20 protein-coding genes are annotated in these 20,418 nt (G+C 59.2%); 6 read left to right on the top strand and 14 right to left on the bottom strand.

Annotation, left to right across the window (positions count from 1 at the left end; genetic code table 11):
• Positions 1 to 157 precede the first annotated feature (157 nt).
• The 4 genes from ACZ89E_RS13820 (at position 158) to ACZ89E_RS13805 (ending at position 1,599) form a co-directional block, all read left to right on the top strand.
• Positions 158 to 358, top strand: a complete 201-nt coding sequence (locus tag ACZ89E_RS13820) for a hypothetical protein (RefSeq protein WP_157711633.1) — start codon at positions 158 to 160, stop codon at positions 356 to 358.
• 190 nt (positions 359 to 548) lie between these two features.
• Positions 549 to 743 (top strand): hypothetical protein, encoded by a 195-nt coding sequence (locus ACZ89E_RS13815; protein WP_476255872.1) that lies wholly within the window; start codon positions 549 to 551, stop codon positions 741 to 743.
• On the top strand, positions 740 to 1,066 hold the full coding sequence (locus tag ACZ89E_RS13810; protein ID WP_463259816.1) for a low molecular weight protein tyrosine phosphatase family protein: 327 nt from the start codon (positions 740 to 742) through the stop codon (positions 1,064 to 1,066). The genes ACZ89E_RS13815 and ACZ89E_RS13810 overlap by 4 nt, the downstream gene beginning before the upstream one ends.
• 53 nt (positions 1,067 to 1,119) lie before the next feature.
• Positions 1,120 to 1,599, top strand: a complete 480-nt coding sequence (locus tag ACZ89E_RS13805) for a hypothetical protein (RefSeq protein WP_476255871.1) — start codon at positions 1,120 to 1,122, stop codon at positions 1,597 to 1,599.
• A 23-nt stretch (positions 1,600 to 1,622) separates the two neighbouring features.
• On the opposite strand, the gene ACZ89E_RS13800 is transcribed toward ACZ89E_RS13805, so the two are convergent.
• The 4 genes from ACZ89E_RS13800 to ACZ89E_RS13785 form a co-directional block, all read right to left on the bottom strand.
• On the bottom strand, positions 1,623 to 2,087 hold the full coding sequence (locus ACZ89E_RS13800; protein WP_476255870.1) for a hypothetical protein: 465 nt from the start codon (positions 2,085 to 2,087) through the stop codon (positions 1,623 to 1,625).
• A 307-nt stretch (positions 2,088 to 2,394) separates the two neighbouring features.
• Positions 2,395 to 3,060, bottom strand: coding sequence for a TIGR02466 family protein (locus ACZ89E_RS13795; RefSeq protein ID WP_476255869.1), 666 nt, complete (start codon positions 3,058 to 3,060; stop codon positions 2,395 to 2,397).
• Between the two features lie 280 nt (positions 3,061 to 3,340).
• A complete protein-coding gene (locus tag ACZ89E_RS13790) occupies positions 3,341 to 5,131 on the bottom strand; it encodes a bifunctional diguanylate cyclase/phosphodiesterase (RefSeq protein WP_476255868.1) in 1,791 nt (596 codons plus the stop codon).
• Between the two features lie 120 nt (positions 5,132 to 5,251).
• On the bottom strand, positions 5,252 to 7,333 hold the full coding sequence (locus tag ACZ89E_RS13785; protein WP_476255867.1) for a carboxy terminal-processing peptidase: 2,082 nt from the start codon (positions 7,331 to 7,333) through the stop codon (positions 5,252 to 5,254).
• A 140-nt stretch (positions 7,334 to 7,473) separates the two neighbouring features.
• Here ACZ89E_RS13785 and ACZ89E_RS13780 point away from each other — a divergent pair, with 140 nt between their 5' ends.
• A complete protein-coding gene (locus tag ACZ89E_RS13780; RefSeq protein WP_149656914.1) occupies positions 7,474 to 8,436 on the top strand; it encodes an NAD(P)H-quinone oxidoreductase in 963 nt (320 codons plus the stop codon).
• 127 nt (positions 8,437 to 8,563) lie between these two features.
• Here the strand turns inward: ACZ89E_RS13780 and ACZ89E_RS13775 are convergent, their stop codons facing one another.
• The 6 genes from ACZ89E_RS13775 to ACZ89E_RS13750 all read right to left on the bottom strand — a co-directional run bounded on the left by ACZ89E_RS13775 (position 8,564) and on the right by ACZ89E_RS13750 (position 13,981).
• Positions 8,564 to 9,217 (bottom strand): HAD family hydrolase, encoded by a 654-nt coding sequence (locus ACZ89E_RS13775; protein WP_476255866.1) that lies wholly within the window; start codon positions 9,215 to 9,217, stop codon positions 8,564 to 8,566.
• Between the two features lie 115 nt (positions 9,218 to 9,332).
• Positions 9,333 to 10,322 (bottom strand): ABC transporter ATP-binding protein, encoded by a 990-nt coding sequence (locus tag ACZ89E_RS13770; RefSeq protein WP_133836597.1) that lies wholly within the window; start codon positions 10,320 to 10,322, stop codon positions 9,333 to 9,335.
• Positions 10,319 to 11,119, bottom strand: coding sequence for an ABC transporter permease (locus ACZ89E_RS13765; protein WP_463259823.1), 801 nt, complete (start codon positions 11,117 to 11,119; stop codon positions 10,319 to 10,321). Before ACZ89E_RS13765 ends, ACZ89E_RS13770 begins: the two co-directional genes overlap by 4 nt.
• Positions 11,106 to 11,951: an ABC transporter permease gene (locus ACZ89E_RS13760; RefSeq protein WP_149656910.1), complete on the bottom strand. Its 846-nt coding sequence runs from the start codon at positions 11,949 to 11,951 to the stop codon at positions 11,106 to 11,108. Before ACZ89E_RS13760 ends, ACZ89E_RS13765 begins: the two co-directional genes overlap by 14 nt.
• Positions 11,948 to 12,754: an alkaline phosphatase family protein gene (locus tag ACZ89E_RS13755; RefSeq protein WP_476255865.1), complete on the bottom strand. Its 807-nt coding sequence runs from the start codon at positions 12,752 to 12,754 to the stop codon at positions 11,948 to 11,950. The genes ACZ89E_RS13760 and ACZ89E_RS13755 overlap by 4 nt, the downstream gene beginning before the upstream one ends.
• A gap of 159 nt (positions 12,755 to 12,913) precedes the next feature.
• Positions 12,914 to 13,981 (bottom strand): ABC transporter substrate-binding protein, encoded by a 1,068-nt coding sequence (locus ACZ89E_RS13750; protein ID WP_149656908.1) that lies wholly within the window; start codon positions 13,979 to 13,981, stop codon positions 12,914 to 12,916.
• Between the two features lie 361 nt (positions 13,982 to 14,342).
• Between ACZ89E_RS13750 and ACZ89E_RS13745 the strand changes: the two genes are divergently transcribed.
• Entirely contained in the window at positions 14,343 to 15,056 is a 714-nt protein-coding gene (locus tag ACZ89E_RS13745; RefSeq protein ID WP_123510692.1) for a UTRA domain-containing protein, read from the top strand.
• A 22-nt stretch (positions 15,057 to 15,078) separates the two neighbouring features.
• On the opposite strand, the gene ACZ89E_RS13740 is transcribed toward ACZ89E_RS13745, so the two are convergent.
• The 4 genes from ACZ89E_RS13740 to ACZ89E_RS13725 form a co-directional block, all read right to left on the bottom strand.
• A complete protein-coding gene (locus tag ACZ89E_RS13740) occupies positions 15,079 to 16,407 on the bottom strand; it encodes an amidohydrolase (RefSeq protein WP_476255864.1) in 1,329 nt (442 codons plus the stop codon).
• A 66-nt stretch (positions 16,408 to 16,473) separates the two neighbouring features.
• Positions 16,474 to 18,630 (bottom strand): mechanosensitive ion channel family protein, encoded by a 2,157-nt coding sequence (locus tag ACZ89E_RS13735; RefSeq protein WP_476255863.1) that lies wholly within the window; start codon positions 18,628 to 18,630, stop codon positions 16,474 to 16,476.
• Positions 18,631 to 18,708: 78 nt separating this feature from the next.
• The gene (locus ACZ89E_RS13730) at positions 18,709 to 18,885 is read right to left on the bottom strand and encodes a hypothetical protein (RefSeq protein WP_185058280.1); all 177 of its coding nucleotides are present in this window, start codon (positions 18,883 to 18,885) and stop codon (positions 18,709 to 18,711) included.
• A gap of 238 nt (positions 18,886 to 19,123) precedes the next feature.
• Positions 19,124 to 20,413, bottom strand: coding sequence for a M18 family aminopeptidase (locus tag ACZ89E_RS13725; RefSeq protein WP_463259828.1), 1,290 nt, complete (start codon positions 20,411 to 20,413; stop codon positions 19,124 to 19,126).
• Between the last annotated feature and the right edge of the window lie 5 nt (positions 20,414 to 20,418).

Below are 20,418 nucleotides of genomic sequence, written 5' to 3'. Positions count from 1 at the left end.
TTGGTGGGTAGCGTTCGTTGAAGGAACCCTATCCATTTCAGGAGCAAAATCTGTCCCCTTGGCTCTCGGCCTAGGGCAGGGCGTACCGCTGTTCAATAGCGCTGGACGATGCTGATTTCCGCGCGACAAACCACTTAAGATTAAATAAGGAATTTTGATGAATCGTATTTTCGGACTGATTTTGTGTGCACTGGTGCTGCCAATGAGCGGCTGCGTGCAAGGGACTTACACCAAGTCCGTTCAGGTCACCAAGGATGAGACGGGTCGCGTTGTGCAGACCATCGAAACTGAGAGTGTTACGCAAGTGGGGCAGGGTAACGCTATGCGATTAGAAAAAATTAAAGGGGTTCAAAATTAAGTAACGGGAAACCGTCGTCCCATCTCAGAAAAGGGGACTGATCTATTTTTCAGAAAGGGGCGGAAAATAAATCTGTCCCCCTCCCTATGTCCCCCTCCCTATAACCTAGCCACTGCCCCGTTTCACGCTTACCATACGCCCAACTCGTATTACTGCGGCTGCTGAACCCGGTATTCACGAGGACATGATCATGCAAAGAACCCGCGCCTGGAGACGCTCTCAGGCCCGTAAATGTGGCAGGGATAAAGCGGTTCGTCCGCTGGAATTCAAGCCAGAAAAGAACTGGAAGCTGATGTACACCCGTGCTGACAAGTTGATCAGGGCACGCCAACTCGGCATGAGCTATCCCATCCGCAGTACCCGCCAATTGTTGGATCAAGAGTGACTAACCTCCTGTTTGTCTGCAGTCGTAACCAATGGCGCAGCCCTACTGCGGAAGCGATCTGGCGCCGCCGTCCTGGCTTCGATGCCCGCTCGGCGGGCACTAGCCCAAACGCACGTAAACCCATCGGCCCAGCGGATATCCGCTGGGCCGATGTCATCTTTGTCATGGAGCGCAAACACCTGCATCGTCTGCAGGCCGGATACGCCCGCCTGCTTGAACACAAGCCGATTCACTCGCTCGATATTCCTGACGACTATCGTTATATGGATCCTGAGTTGGTGGAGATACTCGAAGATGCCGTGACACCCTATCTTTCTTCTTAGACTTCAAGCGCAAACGCCGGACAACAGCGGGCGCTTGAAACCACGGTAATACGATGAAGAAAAAAGCAAGAATGACTGCACTTCTGACCGGTGAAGCGGCCGTTCAGCCTGAGCCTTGCCGCAAGTTTGACCCTGATCGTATGACCCGAATACCCGATTGTCCGTCGATCATCGACGTGCTTCGCCGTATCAAATACGGTGGGCCAGAATGGGCGCGTCGTCACGTTACTCTGTGGTTCCCCGGACCATCCAATGCCTGGGCAATGGTGTACTTGTTTCAAGACGGCAGCGACCCGTACTTCGACTTCATGTACACCCACAAAGAACCGCCTGATGAAGTGTTGTCTGCGCTTCTAGAGATGTACCCTCAGTGCACCGTTATCGATTGGTCGCCCGGTCGTTTGGCTTGTATCAGCGCCCCTGGGGCGGATATTGAGGCGCTGGTCAACATCATTCAGGCTGTCGTTGAAACCGTTTGGGATGAGCACATCACGGTCGTCAATGCTTCGTATGAGGAAATGGCTACAGCGTGACCCAAGAGCAGACGGTCCGAACATCAGTCTGAGTGGGTGGTGGCCATACACCTCTTCACGTGCGCGGTCAGTCCATTGAAATCCTCGAATGCCAGATCCCGAAAGCCAGGCTTCTCTCGTTCGAGGTATTGCCAGATTGGAAGGTTCGCATTCGCTGCCAGGCGCTCGATCAGGTCGGAGCGTTCGAGGCAAATCATCCAGTTCGTGCCGGGCAGGGGGGCTCTGATGTGGGCAAGCAGCAGCCAGCGCTCACGGCCTTCATAACTTGAAACAGCCGCCTCCAAGCGTTTCATCGTTGCCTCGTCTTCCTGCTCGAAACGAAACACCACCCACGGTAGCTTGCCAGGAAGCTCCACATGTTCGCGACCATTCCAGGTCTGGGCTATCCGCGAACCGTATTTCCGCCATTCGAGAGTGGCCAGATCAGCGAGAAAATTCAGCAGTTCACCTTCGGGAAGCTGTATTCGCGAGATATCGCCACTTTTCATTTGTATTGAGTTCAATAATCGGTTGCTCACCTTTTACACGGTGGATGAGCGGATGCAAAGAGTATCTGGAGCAAGCTCCCTCAATGCAGGGTTTAGAGTGGCTAGGATATTTGGCAGCTTCGCAGGCTAGCGGGCGGTTCCTTCGATAAGATCAAGATCAAAAGATCGCAGCCTTCGGCAGCTCCTACGGGATGGATACCATTTTTCTGTAGGAGCTGCCGAAGGCTGCGATCTTTTTAATTGGTCAATAGCGGATATTTAAATGTGTCTACGAAGTTGGCGGTGGTTCAAGTAAATAGGTATCTCGTTAAGCACCAAAGTTAAAAGCAATAGAGATTCGCGGTCTCGCGCCTTCAAAACGTTGTACTGAATGCATTAGCCACGATGGAAACATGATGAACGTTCCACTTCTGGCGGGATAAGTACAACTAAAACCGGCAGTAAGGCAATCTTCGACTCTCATTCGCAGAGCAGGATTATATGTCGATGCAACCATGCCGCGCGGGTCCATAAATTCCAGATCACCTCCGACAGCTGGATCGTCCTCCCGGCCGCCGGCGTCGACCCAGTAAACCCCTGACCAGAACGCACCAGGGTGGCCATGCAGTGAATTGCTGTGGCCCGCCTCATTCACGTTTGCCCAAGCGTTGAGTTTCCATTCGAAACTGGGCTCGGTTAATCCGTATTGCTCGCTATGAACCGCAGTCAGTTGATTGGCGAACGCTGTGGCAAACCTCACTAAAACCTCGCAGGCTTCTCCTCCCCATTCAGGGAAGTCGTGCGTAGATTGCCAACCACCGTCATTGCTACGTTGCGCGCCGTTGCGATCTTGCGCCATACGATTGATGACGATAGTTTTCAGCTCAGCATTGAGTTTTTCTGCGTCGGGGTACTGGATACTTGCCAGGGGAGTTGCGAACAGTCGTCGGATGTTTATAAGTTCAGGGTCTACTAGATTGTTGCTCGACTGCATTAAGTTTCATCCAGGCTTCGCGAGTTGCGAAAAACTATACTGGATGAAGTTTTTGGCTGATGTAAACCTTTGTTAAAATTTGCGAAGTTGATCGCTTAGTTGCATTAAAGCCAATTCCACATGGTCATGATCAAAGGATGATGATCGTTCCCACGCTCTGCGTGGGATTGCAGCCCGTGACGCTCTGCGTCGCATTGGTGTACGGCTCGACATCAGCAGTGGGCTTGGAACGCGGAGCGTCCCTGGAGGCATTCCCGCGCGGAGCGTGGGAACGATCAGGTTAGCGATGGCCGGCGATTAGTGTGTCTTTGGCTTCGGGCACCGCGAGGCTATCAATCACATGCACGCTGTACCCCGGAACATTCTTCGCGTGATGCTTGGCCTGTGACGCCATCTCGGCCAACTGGCTAGCATCGAGTTGTCCACAGGCCTCCGGGTGCAAATGCACCACGCCGATGGACAACGACAGCAGAGGAAATTCCTGCCGCACACCTTGGCGATTCGGCGCAATAAAACACCCAGCCTCCAGATGTTCAGCGCGATAGAACCGCCGGCATTGGCTATGAAAATCATCCAGCAACTGGTTCAACCGTCTGCGCCAATCCTCCGGCCCAAGCACCAGCAAAAAGTCATCACCGCCGATATGTCCGACGAAGTCGCGGGAAGGATCAACGCGGTCATTCAGACATTGCGCCAGACACAGTAGGACTTCATCCCCCCGGCCGTAGCCGTAGATATCGTTGAAGGGTTTGAAGCTGTCGATGTCGACGTAGCAGATCACCGATTCCCGCGCTTGTTGCAGCAGGCGTGTCAGGCATTGCTGGATCGGCACGTTGCCGGGTAACAGGGTCAGCGGGTTGGCGTAGCGGGCTTGTTGGATCTTGAGTTCAGTAATCAGCTTGAGCACGTCGATGACCCGGCCCAGCCCCAGATAACCGCCGTTGAGGGTGATGATGAAGTCTTCTTCGATGCGTTGCCGGGCGCGGCTGGTGATCAGGCGGCTGACTTGTTGCAGTGACTGGCTCATTTCCACGGCGAGGAAGTCGTCGTTCATCAAACGGCTGATGGGTTTGCGGGCGAACAGGTCGGTGGCAAAGGGCTTGAGCAGTGCGTCGGAGAGCGAATGGCGGTGGACGATGCCGCAGGGCTGGCCTTGCTCGTCGAGCACCGCCAGGGAGTTGAGATTGGCTTGGCGGCGGAAAGCTTCCAGCACCTCGGCTGTCGGCGTGTCGCGGTCCACGGCCGGTTGGTCGTTGAGCAGGGCGCTGAGGTCGCTGCTTTCGTCGTTCAACGCCACCGCCGTGCTTTCCTGTTTGGGCATCAGAGCCCGAGCGTCCCGGGGCGGATGTTCCTGGGGGCGGCAAAGCAGATAGCCCTGCACCAGATCGACACCCATTTCGGTCAGTACCGCGAGTTCTTCCGGCAACTCGATACCTTCGGCGATCACTTGCGCACGGGAAGCCTTGGCGATTTGCAGGATCGAACCGACGAACTCACGCTTGAGCGCGTCCTGGTGGATGCCGTCGATGAAGTGCCGATCAATCTTCACGTAATCCGGCCGCAGCTCGGACCACAGTCGCAAACTCGAATAGCCGGCGCCGAGATCGTCCAGCGCAATGGAAAACCCCATCGCCCGGTAGTGATGCAAGGCGTTTTGCAGCAACTGAAAATCATCGGTCGGGGTTTGCTCGGTGAGTTCGATCACCACCTGGCTCGGTGGAATGCCGAAGTCCTGCAGCAGTTGCAGGGTGCGACCGGGTTGGTGTGAGGTTTCGAGCAGGGATTCCGGCGACACGTTGAGGAACAACTTGCCCGGCAGTTGCTGGTCGTTGAACCGCCGGCATGCGCTCTGGCGGCAGGCGATTTCCAGCTCACTGAGGCGCCCGGCCTGACGGGCCACGGCGAACAGGGCGATGGGGGAGTGCAGCGGGCTGTTGGAGGGGCCACGGCTCAGGGCTTCGTAGCCGATGATTCGTCGTTCAGAGAGGGAGATGATCGGCTGGAACAGGCTGTGCAAACCGCTTTGAGCCAGTATTGAACTCAAGGCACTCAGCTGTTCGGTCGTGGTCATGGCGATCTCTGGCGATAAAAAAAGGACTGGGAGCAGCTAGCTCCCAGTCCTTCATTTCACGACAGAATGATGACTGTTTGATGACGCTCCGGGGAGCGTCAGCATTAAATTGCCATCATCTTAGTGCTTGGCCACCTGATTGCTCAGTTTCAAGTAATCCAACAACACTCGCCCGGTTTCGCTCAGGTAAGCATCGTCTTCTGGCTTGATCTTGTCCGGCTCGGCCGCGATCGCATCTTCGTCTTCTTTCTTCAGCTCTTTGAGCGGTTCTTCGCCCTTTGCCTTGCGACGGATGTTTTCCATGACCAGTTGCTTGGCTTCGATGTCGGCATGTTGCTTGCGACGATCGGCTTCGTTGAGGCTGACGGTTTTTTCTTCCATCAGCTTCTGGGCCAGGGCCAACTTGTCACGGATAAACACGAACTCGGCATCTTTGGCCGAACGCGCGTCATGCTCGGATTTGAGCTCGGCGATGTAAGGCTTGAACGGGTCGGTCGCCGGTTTGATCGAGGCCTTGATGGTGTCCCACGGCATGGCTTCCGGCAGTGCGCTTTCGCCGATTTCCTTGGTGTCGATGATCGACGGGAAGTCCACGTCCGGCAGTACGCCCTGATGCTGGGTGCTCTGGCCGGAGACCCGGTAGAACTTGGCCAGGGTCAGTTTCAGTTCGCCATGGTTCAGCGGCTGAATGGTCTGCACGGTGCCTTTGCCGAAGGTCTGGCCGCCGATGATCAATGCGCGGTGGTAGTCCTGCATGGCGCCGGCGAAGATCTCCGAGGCCGAGGCTGACAAGCGGTTGACCAGCAACGCCATCGGGCCTTTGTAGAACGCACCTGGATTTTCGTCTTCCAGCACGTCGACCCGGCCATCGGCGTTACGCACGAGTACGGTCGGACCTTTGTCGATGAACAGACTGGTCAGCTCGGTGGCTTCCTGCAAGGAACCGCCGCCGTTGTTGCGCAGGTCGATGACCACGCCGTCGACCTTGTCTTTCTGCAACTCGGTCAGCAGCTTCTTGACGTCGCGAGTGGTGCTCTTGTAGTCCGGATCGCCAGCGCGGAACGCCTTGAAGTCCAGGTAGAAGGCCGGGATCTCGATGACGCCGAGTTTGTAGTCCTTGCCGTCCTGTTTCAGGTTGAGGATCGACTTTTTAACGGCCTGATCTTCAAGCTTCACCGCTTCGCGGGTGATCGGCACGATTTTGCTGGTCTGGTCGTTCGGTGCGTTGCTGGCCGGAATCACTTCCAGGCGCACCACGGTGCCTTTCGGGCCGCGGATCAGCTTGACCACTTCGTCCAGGCGCCAGCCGACCACGTCGACCATCTCTTTGTTGGCCTGGGCCACGCCAATGATCTTGTCGGCCGGGGCAACCATTTTGGTCTTGTCGGCCGGGCCCGCAGGCACCAGGCGCACGACTTTGACCTGGTCGTTATCGCTCTGCAACACGGCGCCGATGCCCTCGAGGGACAGGCTCATGTTGATGTCGAAGTTTTCCGCGTTATCCGGTGACAGATAGTTGGTGTGCGGATCGTAGGACATGGCGAAGGTGTTGATGTACGCCTGGAAGATGTCTTCCGGACGGGTCTGGTCAAGGCGCGCCAACTGGTTCTTGTAGCGCTTGGTCAGGGTTTCCTGGATCTGCTTGGAATCCTTGCCGGAGATCTTCTGGCGCAGCACTTCGTCCTTGACGCGTTTGCGCCACAGGTCGTCCAGCTCGGCGGTGGACTTGAGCCACGGGGCATCCTTGCGATCGATCAGCAAGGTTTCCTTGGTGGTGAAGTCGATTTTGTCGACGCCCTTGTTCAGCTCGGCAAGGGCAAAGTCCAGACGCGCTTTGACGCGGTCCAGGTAGCGCTTGTAGATGGTGAACCCGGCATTCAGGTCGCCGCTTTTGAGGAAGTCGTCAAACTGGGTTTTCCACTTGTCGAATTCGGCAATGTCGCTGGCCATGAAGTAGCTGCGCGACGGATCCAGCAGCTTGAGATAGCTGTCGTAGATGATCGCGGAGCGCGCGTCATCGAGCGGCGGCTTGCTGTAGTGATGGCGCTTGAGCAGCTCGACGACGTTCAGACTGGCGATTACTTCGTCACGATCAGGCTGAAGGTTGTCCCAGCTATTGGCTGCAAACGAATTGCTCGACAACGGCAATAAGCCGATACCGATAAATAGGGCTAGGGCGGTGCTGGGAAACAGTTGCTTCATGCTGATTCGACGCGGGGACAATTGATCACGCATATTAGGCCGTCTTTGAAGTCGCCGGTTCCACAAAGGGCCGGTCACATAATGCAAGAAAGCCCGGCGCTACAGCTACGGGCTCAGTCCAGACTCACTATGGAGGCACTGTGAAAGCATTGCAAGGCGTTGACGGTCAAGTGGAGTGGGTTGAAGAGCCGAGTCCTACATGCGATGTAGGACAAGTTCGCATCCGAGTGGCGGCAGCGGGCCTCAATCGCGCCGATTTGTTACAGAAAGCTGGGCTTTATCCGCCACCGCCGGGAGCCAGTCAGGTGCTGGGTCTTGAGTGTTCGGGGGTGATCAGCGAGGTCGGCGCGGGCTCGTCCTGGCAGGTGGGGGACCGGGTCTGCGCCTTGCTGGCCGGGGGCGGGATGGCCGAAGAGGTGGTAGTCGACGGACGGCATGTGCTGCCAGTGCCCGAAGGTTTGTCGTTGGCCGAGGCGGCGGCGTTGCCCGAGGTGTATGCGACTGTTTGGTTAAATTTATTTCATCTGGCTGGCCTCAAACCCGGTGAGAAAGTTCTGCTGCACGCAGGGGCCAGTGGAATCGGTTCAGCCGCCATTCAGTTGTGCAAGGCGTTTGGTAGCCCGTGCTGGGTCAGCGTCGGCTCCGCCGAGCGTTTGGCGTACTGCGAAGCGCTGGGCGCCCAGGGTGGGGTGGTGCGCACTGCGGACCTGGAGAGCTTGAGTGACCTGGGGCCGTTCAATGTGATCCTGGATCCGGTGGGCGGCAATTACGCGGCGCTGAATCTCAAGCTGATGGCGCTGGATGGTCGCTGGGTGTTGATCGGTTTGATGGGCGGGCGCGAGGCGAAACTGGATCTGGCGCAGGTGCTGGGCAAGCGCGTGCAGTTTCTCGGTTCGACGCTGCGCAGCCGTGACGATCAGTTCAAGGCGGATCTGTTCAGTGACCTGAGCCAGCATGTGTGGCCGTTGTTTGCGGAAGGGCGGTTGAAGCCGCAGTTGGCCAGGGCGTTCCCGATCAAGGATGCCGAAGCGGCATTTGCGGAGTTGGCGAGTAACAAGGTGTCAGGGAAGTTGGTCTTGGTGATTGATGAAAGCCTGACCTAACCCTCGTCACTGATCGTTCCCACGCTCCGCGTGGGAATGCAGCCCGGGACGCTCCGCGTCCCAACAGCGGACGCAGAGCGTCCATTGAGGCATTCCCACGCAGAGCGTGAGAACGATCAGGCGGAGGTTATTTCCAGAGGTGGATCGGCCAGCCGGCCTTCTGGGCATGCTCCAGCAACACCGGGTCCGGATTCACCACGTGCGGGAAATCCACCTTCAGCAACAACGGCAAGTCATTGCGTGAGTCCGAGTAGAAACTCGCGCCTTCGAGGTTTTCCTCTTCCGCATCCAGCCATTCCAGCAACCGGGTGATCTTGCCTTCGCGGTAGGTCAACGTGCCGACCGTGTGGCCGCTGTAAACGCCGTGGGCCACTTCCAGTTCGATCGCGAGAATCTCGTCGATTCCCAGGCGATCGGCAATTGGCCGCACCAGGTGCGTACCCGACGCCGAGATCACCAGGATCCGGTCGCCGGCCTTGCGGTGGGCGGCGATGGCTTTGGTGGCATCGCTGAAGATAATAGGCTCGATGAAATCTTCCACCCAAGGACCTACCAGGTGATCGACCTCTTTCGGCGTGCGCCCGATCATCGGCTCCAGGCTGAAGGTCATGTAGTCCTCCATCCGCAGTTTGCCGTGGCTGTAGGCGTCCATCAGTTCGTTGTTCTGCCGCATGAACGACTCGGGATCGACCCAGCCCAGCCGGCCCATCTGTTCGCTCCAGAGGGTGGCGCAGTCGCCGTGGATCAAGGTTTCGTCCAGATCAAAAATTGCCAAAGCCATTGGGGCGGTTCTCTTCGAGAACAGCTTCAAGCGACAAGCTTGAAGCTGCAAGCGTGAATTTAGGTGGTCAGCAGTCTACAACTTGAAGCTGGCAGCTTGAAGCTTGCCGCTGGATTCAAGCCACCTCACACAGGGCCGTCGGATCGATGGAAAGTGCCAGGCGCTGACCATCGGGATGCAGATCGGCCGCCGAGCGGTTCAGCACATCCACCACCAATTCCACGCCCCGGGCTTCGACCCGGTAGCGAATCACGTTACCCAACAGGCTGTGGCTGCGGATTTGCGCGTCAAGTTCGCCGTTGAGGCTCAGTTCAATGGCCTCCGGGCGAATCGCGATGCGATGGCTGATGGGTCGTTGCAGCAGCTTCGAAGCGGCGTCGGCGTCCAGCAAGTTGTAGTTGCCGATGAAACCGGCGGCGAACACATCCACTGGCGCGGTGTAGAGGGTTTCGGCATCGCCGCTTTGTACGATCTTTCCCTGATTCATCAGGAAAATCCGGTCAGACATGGTCAGGGCTTCTTCCTGATCGTGTGTGACGAAGATCGTGGTCAGGCCCAGTTCGCGCTGGATCGCACGGATCTGTTCGCGCAGGTGCTTGCGAATCCGCGCATCCAGGGCCGACAACGGCTCATCCAGCAGCAACAGCCGTGGCCGGGTGACCAGCGAGCGGGCCAGGGCCACGCGCTGGCACTGGCCACCGGACATCTGGTGCGGATAGCGGCCGGCAAAGTCGTTGAGCTCGACCAGTTTCAACACTTCGGCGACACGTTTGCGGCTGTCGTCGGCGTTGACCTTTTGCATGCGCAACCCGAAAGCGACGTTCTGTTCCACGGTCATGTTCGGGAACAAAGCGTAGCTCTGAAACACCATGCCGATTCCGCGTTTCTGCGGGCTCAGCGGCACGATGTCGACGCCATCGAGCAGGATCTGGCCGCCATCCACCGAGGTCAGGCCGGCGATGCAGCGCAGCAGCGTGGATTTGCCGCAACCGGACGGGCCGAGGAGGGTGACGAACTCGCCCTTCTGGATTTCGCAGTTGATGTCGCTGAACACCGTGGTGCCCGCGTAATTCTTTTGAAGGTGTTGGACGCTGACATAGCTCATTCGCTTTTGTCCTTGTTCAAGATATTGGCCGCCCAGGTCAGAACCAGCACAAAGAAGAAGTAGGAAATCACCAGCGCACTGGTGAAATGGCCGCTGCTGTTACGCATGTTGTTGAGGTATACCTGCAAGGTTTCGTAGCGGGTACCGACGAGGATGTTGGCGAACACGAACTCGCCGAACAGGAACGAGAACGACAGCAGCAACGCCACCATCAAGCCCTTGCGCAGGTTCGGCAGCACCACCAGGAACGCCGCTTGAAAGGTGCTGGCACCGAGCAGCTGCGCGGCGTCCATCAAGTCGCGCAGGTTGATCGCTTGCAGGTTGTTGGTGATCGCCCGGTACATGAACGGCAGCGCCACGGTGAAGTAGCAACCGATCAGGATCCACGGCGTGCCGACCATGGCAAAGGGCCCGGAACCATACAGCTGCAACAGCCCCACCGACGACACCACCGGCGGCACCGCGAAGGGCAGCAGGATCAGGATGTTCATCAGCGCATCGAGTTTGGGGAAGTGGTAATGCACCACGAACAGCAGCGGCAGAATCAGCACCACCGACAGAATCAGCGCACCGACGCACACCAGCAATGACTGCCCGAACGCATGCAGAAAGCGCGGATCGCTCCACAGCTGCACATACCATTTGAAGGTGAAGCCGCTGGGCAGGATGGTCGCCGACCAACTGCTGGCGATCGAGTAGATCAACGTCCCGGCGAGTGGCAGCAACAGAATGGCAAACAACAGGTACACCACGACCCGGTGGTAGACACCCGCAGGCCCTAATTCAGCGCGAGACATGGTAGCTCCTCTTCAACAGCAGCTGATGCACGATGGTCACCAGGGTCATCAACGCCACCAGCACCACGGCCAGGGCGCTGGCCAGGTTCGGATCGAGGGAAATATCGCCGGAGACCATCGCCGCGATGCGGATCGGCAGCACGTTGAAGTTGCCGGTGGTCAGGGCGTACACCGTGGCGTAGGCGCCGAGGGCGTTGGCCAGCAGGATTACGAACGTGCCGAGCAGCGCCGGGGTCAGCACCGGCAAGCCGATGTGGCGCCAGTATTGCCAGCCATTGGCGCCGAGCAGTTCGGCGGACTCGCGCCAGTCTTCACGCAACGCGTCGAAGGCCGGGTAGAGCAGCAGCACGCCGAGGGGGATCTGGAAGTAGGTGTAGAGAATGATCAGCCCGGTTTTCGAGTACAGGTTGAAATCCTGAATGATCCCGGCCTGCTTCAGCATGATGGTGAAGCTGCCGTTGAAGCCCAGCAGAATGATGAACGCGAAGGCCAGTGGCACGCCGGCGAAGTTGCTGGTCATGTTGGCGAAGGCGTTGACGAAGTTGCGCAGTTTCGAGTCGACCCGGCGCAGAGAATAGGCGCCGAGCACCGCGATGATGATCCCGAATACGCTGGACCAGAAACTGATCTCAAGGCTGTACTGGATCGCCTGCAGGTAGAACTTCGAACTGAAGATTTTGGTGAAGTTTTCGATGCCCCAGCCGAACTCTTCCGATTGCAGACTGTTGATCATCACCCACACCAGCGGGGCGATCTCGAACACGATAAAGAACAGTGCGAAGGGCACCAGGCATAACGCTGCCAGCCATTTGCCGCGGAGGATGGAATTCACTTGAGCAGCTCCCGGCACACAGGTTTGTCGTGGGCCACGCCCAGCAGTTCGCAGACGGTGCCGCAGATGTCCGTCTGTTTCGGCGCGGCGCCGGCGTTGAAGCTGAAGGCATCGCCGAGGACGAACAGCGGCACTTCCCGTTCTTCCGGCAGCAGGCCGTTGTGGGAACGGTCGTTGTTCATGCCGTGGTCGGCGGTCACCAGCACTTGGTAATCGGCGTCGAGCCAGCCTTGCAGGTAATCGGCGAGGATGATGTCGGCGGAGCGCGCACTGTTGCGGTATTGCGCGGTGTCGAGGCCGTGCTTGTGCCCGGCGTCGTCGATATTCATGGGGTGGATCAACAGAAAGTTCGGCGCGTGGCGCAGGCGCAGGTTTTCCGCGTCGGCGAACAGGTGCGAATCGGGGTAGTGATCGCTCCAGTAGAAGTGACCGTGCTGGATCGGCAGTTCCGGGTTGTCGGTGTGACGGTCCCGGGCGGCCACGAACGGCGAGCGGTTATACAGCTCGCTGACCCAGTGATAAGCCGCCGCGGCGGTGGTCAGGCCGGCGTCGTGGGCGTAGTGATAGATGCTGCGCTGGTTGGACAGGCGCGAGACGTTGTTGTGGACGATGCCACTGTCGATCGGCGTAACGCCGGTCAGGATGCATTCATACAGCGGTCGGGACAGGGCCGGCAGTTCGCACTCCAGTTTGTAGAGCGCTGCGCGTCCTGCGCCGACGTAAGCCTGCAGATGCCCCATGGCGTGGCGCGCGACCTCGTAATTGAGGCCGTCGAGCACGACAAGGATGACGTTGTGCTTCATAGGGGCAAAACTCCGCAAAACATTGGATATCAACGAAACCTGCAGGAGCGAGCGGTGCGGCGATCCGACTTGCCCGCGAAGGCGCACTTTCAGCCAACATCAATGTTGAATGTCAGTCCGTCTTCGCGGGCAAGCCTCGCTCCTACAGGATCTAAAGCATCATTTCATTTCGACGATGACTTCTTCGTTCCACTTCTGCGGCAGGGCCTTGGAGGTTTTTTCCCACGCGTCGGCATCTTTGATCGGCGTCACGTTTTTGTACTGCTCGTTCGGCAGCAGCTTGGCTTTCACGTCTTCCGGCAGTTGCAGGTGCTCGGCGCGGATCGGGCGGGCGTTGCCTCGTGCCAGGTTGGTCTGGCCGGCGTCGCTGAAGATGTATTCGCGGGTCAGCTTGGCGGCGTTCGGGTTCTTCGCATATTTGTTGATGATGGTGGTGTAGCCGGAAATCACCGAGCCATCGGACGGGATCAGCACGGTGTAATCATCCGGGTTGGCCATCTTGGCTTTGTAGCTCAAGCCGTTGAAGTCCCAGACCACGCCGACTTCGATCTCGCCTTTTTCCATGGTGGCGATGGTCGGGTTGGCCATCGACAGGCGACCTTGCTTGGCGATGTCTGCGAACAGCAGCAGGGCCGGCTGGATGTTTTTCTCGTCACCACCGTTGGCCAATGCTGCAGCCAGTACGCCGTTGGCGGCCTGGGCGGCGGTGCTCACGTCACCGATGGACACCTTGTATTTGCCGGTCTTGAGGTCAGCCCATTTGGTTGGGGCATCGGAACCGTGCAGCAGCTTCTTGTTGACGATGAACGCGATGGTGCCGGTGTAGGCCAGTGCCCAGTTGCCATCCTTGTCTTTCGCCCAGTCTGGAACCTGATCCCAAGTGGAAGGCTTGTAAGGTTGCACCACGCCTTGCTTGACCGCGATCGGGCCGAAGGCGGCACCGACGTCGCCGATGTCGGCGCTGGCATTGTCTTTCTCGGCGGCGAACTTGGCGATTTCCTGGGCCGAGCTCATGTCGGTGTCGATGTGCTTCAGGCCGTAGTTCTTGGCCAGGTCTTCCCAGGTGCCTTTCCAGTTGGCCCAGTCATCGGGCATGCCGACACTGTTGACGGCGCCTTCCGCTTTCGCAGCGGCTTCCAGAGTTTTCAAATCCGTATCAGCAGCCATGGCGGCGGTGCACATGGCAATGGTCGAGCCTAACAGTGATGCCAGGAAAAGCTGTTTCATCCGAAGCTCCTTTGGGCGTTTTCAACGCTGCGATTGCGGTTGTGTTGGTCTAGGTCAGCAATACCTGAGCCAATTTAAGGGGACTGCATGACACTTTCATGTCGCTGGTCGCCCTTCAGGACTTTTATTTGCCCGCAATTGGCGGGTGCCCGGTAAGCGTAGACCATGGGTGAAGCCCCGCAGGGCAAGGCACTTGGCCGATGTATTGCAAGGTTTTGACCGGCGTTGGGGATGACCGTTGGGCAGCTGTCATCTCTCAGTCATCTGCACTGCCTAGGCTTGCAGAATGTTGAAACGAGCCGGTTTTGCCGTGCGGTTCTGCCCCGAAACAGTGCTGGTCTAGTCCAGATAGGTAACGTTGATGCGCGATGAGGCAACAAAAGCGGTGACAGCCATTGGCCAGGTCCTGCAGGAACAGCTCGACCACGGCCTGTTGGCGGCGGGCAGCAAGCTGCCGGCCGAGCGCAAGCTCAGTGAGTTGTTCGGCACCACGCGGATTACCGTGCGCGAAGCGTTGTTGCAACTGGAAGCCCAAGGGCAGATTTATCGCGAGGAGCGCCGGGGCTGGTTCGTCTCGCCGCCGCGCCTGGCCTACAACCTGATGCAGCGCAGCCACTTTCACGCGATGGTCAGCGCCCAAGGGCGGGTGCCGTCCACCGAGGTGATTTCCGCGCGTTTGCAGCCAGCATCGGCGGCCGTTTGCGCCTGGTTGCAACTGCCGGCGTTGTCCAGCGTGATCCAGATTTGCCGGGCCCGGCGCATTGATGGGCGACTGGTGTTGTACGTGGAGCACTACCTGAACCCGCAGTATTTCCCGGGGATTCTCGACTTCGATCTGAATCAGTCGATTACCGAGCTGTATGCGCGGCACTACGATTTGCACTACGGGCGGGTGAGGTTCGAGATTGTGCCGACGTCGTTGTCGGTGGATGCGGCGGCGGCTTTACGGGTGTCGGTGGGCAGCCCCGGATTGCGGATTGCCCGGGTCAATTACGATCAGCATGAGCGGTTGATCGATTGTGACCTGGAGTTTTGGCGCCACGATGCGATTCATGTGGGTGTCGACGTCGTGTGAAGCCCCCGCTCCTACAAAGGCGTCAGGGTTTGGTGTTGGCGTACAGGTAATCAGTCGCCAGCGAAGCCAACGTCCGCACCCCAACCACCAACGCCGACTCATCGACAAAGAACCCCGGATTATGATTCGGCGCCGCTTTGCTCATGTCCTGATCCCGCGGCGTGACCCCGAGAAACACAAACAGCCCCGGCGTTTCCTTGGCATAGAACGAAAAATCCTCCGCGCCACCCACCAGCGGCCCTTGCACCACGTCATCTTTCGCGGCCCAGCGCAGGGTCGGTAGCATCTTCTCGGTCAGCGCCGGGTTGTTAATCGTCGGGTCGTACTTCTCGATGATGGTCACTTCAGCCTTCGCGCCGCCGCTCTCGGCGATTTTCTCCACGGTCTGGCGCACGTCGGCATGCAGTTTCTGGCGGATGCCGTAGTCGTAGGAGCGGATGGTGCCGGTCATGTCCACGGACTCGGGAATGATGTTGTAGCGGGTGCCGCCGTTGATGGTGCCGATGCTGACCACCGACGGATAAGAGGAGATATCGGTGCGGCGGCTGACCACAGTTTGCAGGCCGACGATAGTTTGCGCGCCGACAGTGATCGGGTCGATACCATCCCAGGGGCGACCGGCGTGGGTTTGTTTGCCCAGGATCTTGATGCGCAAGTCGTCGGAGCTGGCCAGGGTCGGGCCGGGGCGGTAGGCGATCTGACCGGCGGGGACGCCGGCCCAGACGTGCAGGCCGAAGACTGCGTCTGGCTTGGGCGATTTCATCACGCCTTCCTCGATCATCATCTTCGCGCCCCAGGTGTTTTTGCCATCCGGGATGAAATCGCTCGGGCCTTCTTCGGCCGGCTGGAAATAGAACACCACGGTGCCGGGCAAGGTGTCGCGCATGCCAGTGAGGATTTTCGCCGTGCTCAGCAGGATCGCGGTGTGGGCGTCGTGGCCGCAGGCGTGCATTACGTCGACTTCTTTATCGAGGTAGGTGCCTTTGGCTTTCGAGGCGAAGGGCAGGTCCGAGACTTCCTTGACCGGCAGCGCATCCATGTCGGCGCGCAGGGCCACGGTCGGGCCGGGCAGGGCACCTTTGAGGATGGCGACCACGCCGGTGCGGGCGACGCCGGTCTTGACCTCCAGGCCCATGGCTCGCAGTTGTTTGGCCACCAGTTCCGCCGTGCGTTTTTCGGTGTTGCCCAGCTCCGGGTGCGCGTGGATGTCACGGCGGGTTTCCAGCAATTCGGGTTCAAGCGCCTTGGCCTGGACGGCGATTTGCTCGCGGGCGCTCTCCAGCGTTGCGGCGCCGGCATGGCCGGCGAGGAGGGTCAGCAAAACTGTCTGGGCAATGCGTGTGAGCTGCATCGGGTTTCTCCTTGGTTATTGTTTTTCTGGCTGCCTTGCCTGTGACCCGAACCTCGCGCCTAAGTGCTATTCCTTCTGCTGCCCGCCGCCGGCTGTCATCACCTGCACGCTCATGCGCGGCGTCGCCAAATCCAGCCCCGCCTCATCCAGATGTCGTTTAAGCGACAGGTTGAACGCCCGGGACACTTCCCACTGTTTGATCGGCGCGGTCTTGAACCGGGCGCGAAGAATCGCGTTGCCGGACTCGAAGCTCTCGACACCCTGGATCTCCAGCGGCGACCAGATGTTGCGCCGTTGCAGCGGATCGGTGCGCATTTTCTGGCCGACTTCGCGCATCAGTTTGATTGCTTCGTCGATGTCCATGTTGGAGGGCACCGCCACCCGGAAGATTGCGTAGCCGAATTCCCGGGAGTAGTTCTTGATGCTTTTGATTTCGCTGAACGGAATGGTGTGGACGATGCCGTCGATGTCCCGCAGGCGCACGGTGCGGATGGTCAGGCCTTCGACGGTGCCCAGGTGACCGCCGACGTCCACGTAATCGTCGATGGCCAGGGAGTCTTCGATAATGATGAACAGCCCGGTGATCAAGTCTGCGACCAGCGACTGCGCACCGAAACCGATGGCCAGGCCGATCACACCGGCACCGGCCAGCAGTGGCGTGACGTTCATGCCCATGTTCGCCAGGGCGACGATCAGCGCAATGATGAAGATCGCCACGAACAGCACGTTGCGGATCAGCGGCATCATCGTCTGCGCCCGGGCATTGGCCAGGCCTTTGCGCGAGCGGGTGAGGGCGTGGTGCACGGCGGTGTCGCTGAGGATCCAGATCAGCCAGGCGAAAATCAGCGTGCCGGCCAGGCTGAACAACTTGACGCTGACTTCATGGCCCTCACCTTCGGTGAAGGAAATCAGTGACATGCCCCAGACCCGTAAACCCAGCTCGATAAACACCAGCCACACCAACAGATGGGCCAGGGTGTAGCAGAAGCTTTTCAGACGCTCGGAATACAACGCGTGACGCTTCACGCCCCGTTGTGGCCTCAGCGAGTGCCGGCGCACCAGCCCGTTGATGACCATGCACAACACCAGCAACACCGTGCAAATCAGCGACTGGCGCAACGCGGTGCTGGTATCGCCCGCCGAAATGAACGTGGCGAACAGCGAAATGCACACCAGCACCAGCGCCGGCACGTACCAGAAGGTGCCGAGGATATCGATGGTGTCGCTGAGGGCGCGGCGGGTCAGGCGCCGGGACAGCGGCTGGTTGCGGATCAAATGCGCGATCGGCCGACGGAAGCGCAGGATGAACAACCCGGTGGACAATGCGGCCAACACATTGGCCACCGTCGCAGCAGTGTGCGCGAGATGGCTGCCGAGGCTGGCCACCAGGCGCGGGTCGCTCAGGGCTTCGCCGAACGCGGCGAAACTGCCGATCAGCCACAGTGGGCGGAACGCCTGATGGCGCAGGATGTACAAGGCGCGATGGCGGTGCGGACCGTCGAGCACGGAAAAGGCGATCACGCAGATCGCCGAGAAACAGGTGCCGACCACCAGCGCATACGCCAGCACCATCGCCAGGCTTTTACCCAGAGACGAGGGCAGCGCGTAGGTCATGTAAACCGTCATCACCAAGGCAATCAGCCACGGCCCGAGTTTGCGCAACGCGAAGCGCAGCATGTCGAGGGCCTTGGGGTGTTGCGGCAGTTCTTCGGTCAGGCCGAAACGCATGCGCACCCGGTGACTGACCCAGATCAGCGCGGCGGCCAGCAGGCTCCAGACCATCAGGATCATGGCGAAGGCAAAGATGATCGGCAGCCATTCGTTGGCCGGCAGCATCAGCGCCGAGAGTTCTTCCTTGGCCAGGTCGAATTCTTCGGACCAGCGGGTTATCGGGCTATCGGCACCGGAAAACTGCTTTTCGAAACTGGCCAGGGTGCCGCCGATCAAGCCGAGTACGCCTTGCTCGGCGGTGGGCTGGGCTTTTTTGGTGACATCGCGCAGCTTCTTCAGGTCCGCCAGCAGTTTGCTGCGCTGCTGGTCGTTCTCCAGGGACTTGATCACTTCGTCGAGGGATTGGCCCAGGGGTTCCTGGGCTTCGGGCTGGGCCTTCGCTGAATTGTTGAGCAGCCCCGGCAAACTGACTGCCTGGGCAGGCGTCATCGGTAGCAGCGTCATGAGGCAGACAAGGAGTAAACAGGGCAGGGCAAAAAGACGAGCGAACACTAGGCGGTCAACCTCGGGAAGAGCGGATCGGCCGAGTGTACGAGCCCGTCAAAATCAATGCGAGCCGGGCGCGCGGATTTATTCGTTGAGTTTGGCCAGGATCTTGTAAACCACGGTGGCCAGGATCATCAGCATGCCGAGCCACATGGCGAACACGCCGGCGTTCTTGTCACGGAAATTGAAGCCGATGGCCAGCATGATCATGCCGACGAGAATCGGGATCAGCATCGCGTGGAACGAGGACATCGAGATCATGGCGACTGCCTTGTCGTAGGGGATAACTTAAGTCTAGGTGGCTTTTCGGCGACCGGTGGAGCGGTGTATCAAAATTGAATCACTTGTGGCGAGGGGGCTTGCCCCCGTTCGGCTGCGAAGCAGTCGTCAATCCAGTCACTGCGGTCTGTCAGGCGGAACGCATTGGATGGTTTGGGGATGCTGCGCATCCCAACGGGGGCAAGCCCCCTCGCCACATAGGTTTTTCACAATTCCCGGGTTATGGAAGCTCGCGGCAGGCGTAGAACGCGCTCAGCACTTTGACCAGGTGCGCCAGATCGTGGCTGCCGCACAGTTCGCGGATCGAGTGCATGGCGAAGGTCGGCAGGCCGATGTCCACGGTGCGTACGCCCAGGTGGCTGGCGGTGATCGGGCCGATGGTCGAGCCGCAGCCCATGTCGCTGCGCACCACGAAGCTTTGCACCGGGACTTCTTCGGCCATGCACAGATGGCGGAAGAACCCGGCGGTTTCGCTGTTGGTGGCGTAGCGCTGGTTGCTGTTGACCTTGATCACCGGGCCGGCGTTGAGTTTCGGGCCGTGGTTGGCGTCGTGCTTGTCGGCGTAGTTGGGATGAACGCCGTGGGCGTTGTCCGCCGAGACCAGCAGGGATTTCTGAATGGTGCGTACGAATTCATCACCCTCAGGCAGCAGGCGACGCAGGGTCTGCTCCAGCATCGGGCCATCGGCGCCGCAAGCCGAGCAGGAACCGACTTCTTCGTGATCGTTGGCCACCAGCACGCAGGTTTCGTCGGTTTCGGTGGTCAGCAACGCTTGCAGGCCGGCGTAGCACGACAGCAGGTTGTCCAGACGCGCACCGGCAATGAAGTCGCCATGCAGGCCAATCACCGCAGCACTCTGGGTGTCGTAGAAGCTCAGCTCGTAGTCGAGCACCACGTCGGCGTTGAGCCCGTGTTCGCGGGCGAGTTGGTCGGTGAGCACGGCGCGGAAGTCCACGCGCTCGTCACCGGCGAATTGCGCGAGGATCGGCGGCAACTCGGTTTGCGCGTTGATCGCCCAGCCCATGTTGGCTTCACGGTTGAGGTGAATGGCCAGGTTGGGGATGGTGGCGATCGGCGCCTTGAAATCGATCAACTGGCTCTCGACCTTGCCGTCGCGGCGGAAGGTCACGCGCCCGGCCAGGGACAGGTCACGGTCGAACCACGGTGCCAGCAGCGCGCCGCCATAGACTTCGACGCCCAATTGCCAGAAACCCTGGCGTTGCAGTTCCGGCTGCGGCTTGACCCGCAGGCAGGGGCTGTCGGTGTGGGCGCCGACCAGGCGGATGCCGCCGTGCAGGGGCGAGTGACGGCCCATCTTGAACGCGACAATCGAGGAGTCGTTACGGGTGACGTAGTAACGACCGTTGGTTTCGACGGTCCACGGCTCACGCTCGTCAAGACGCGCAAAACCTGCCGCTTCCAGACGCTGGACCAGGCTGGCGGTGGCATGAAACGGGGTAGGGGAGGCCTTGAGGAAGTCGATCAGGCCTTGGTTCAACTCTTCGCGCATAAGAA

This window comes from Pseudomonas sp. TE3899 (genome assembly GCF_056279105.1).
Note: the sequence above shows the minus strand (reverse complement) of the source record. Positions and strands in the feature narration are given on the sequence as shown.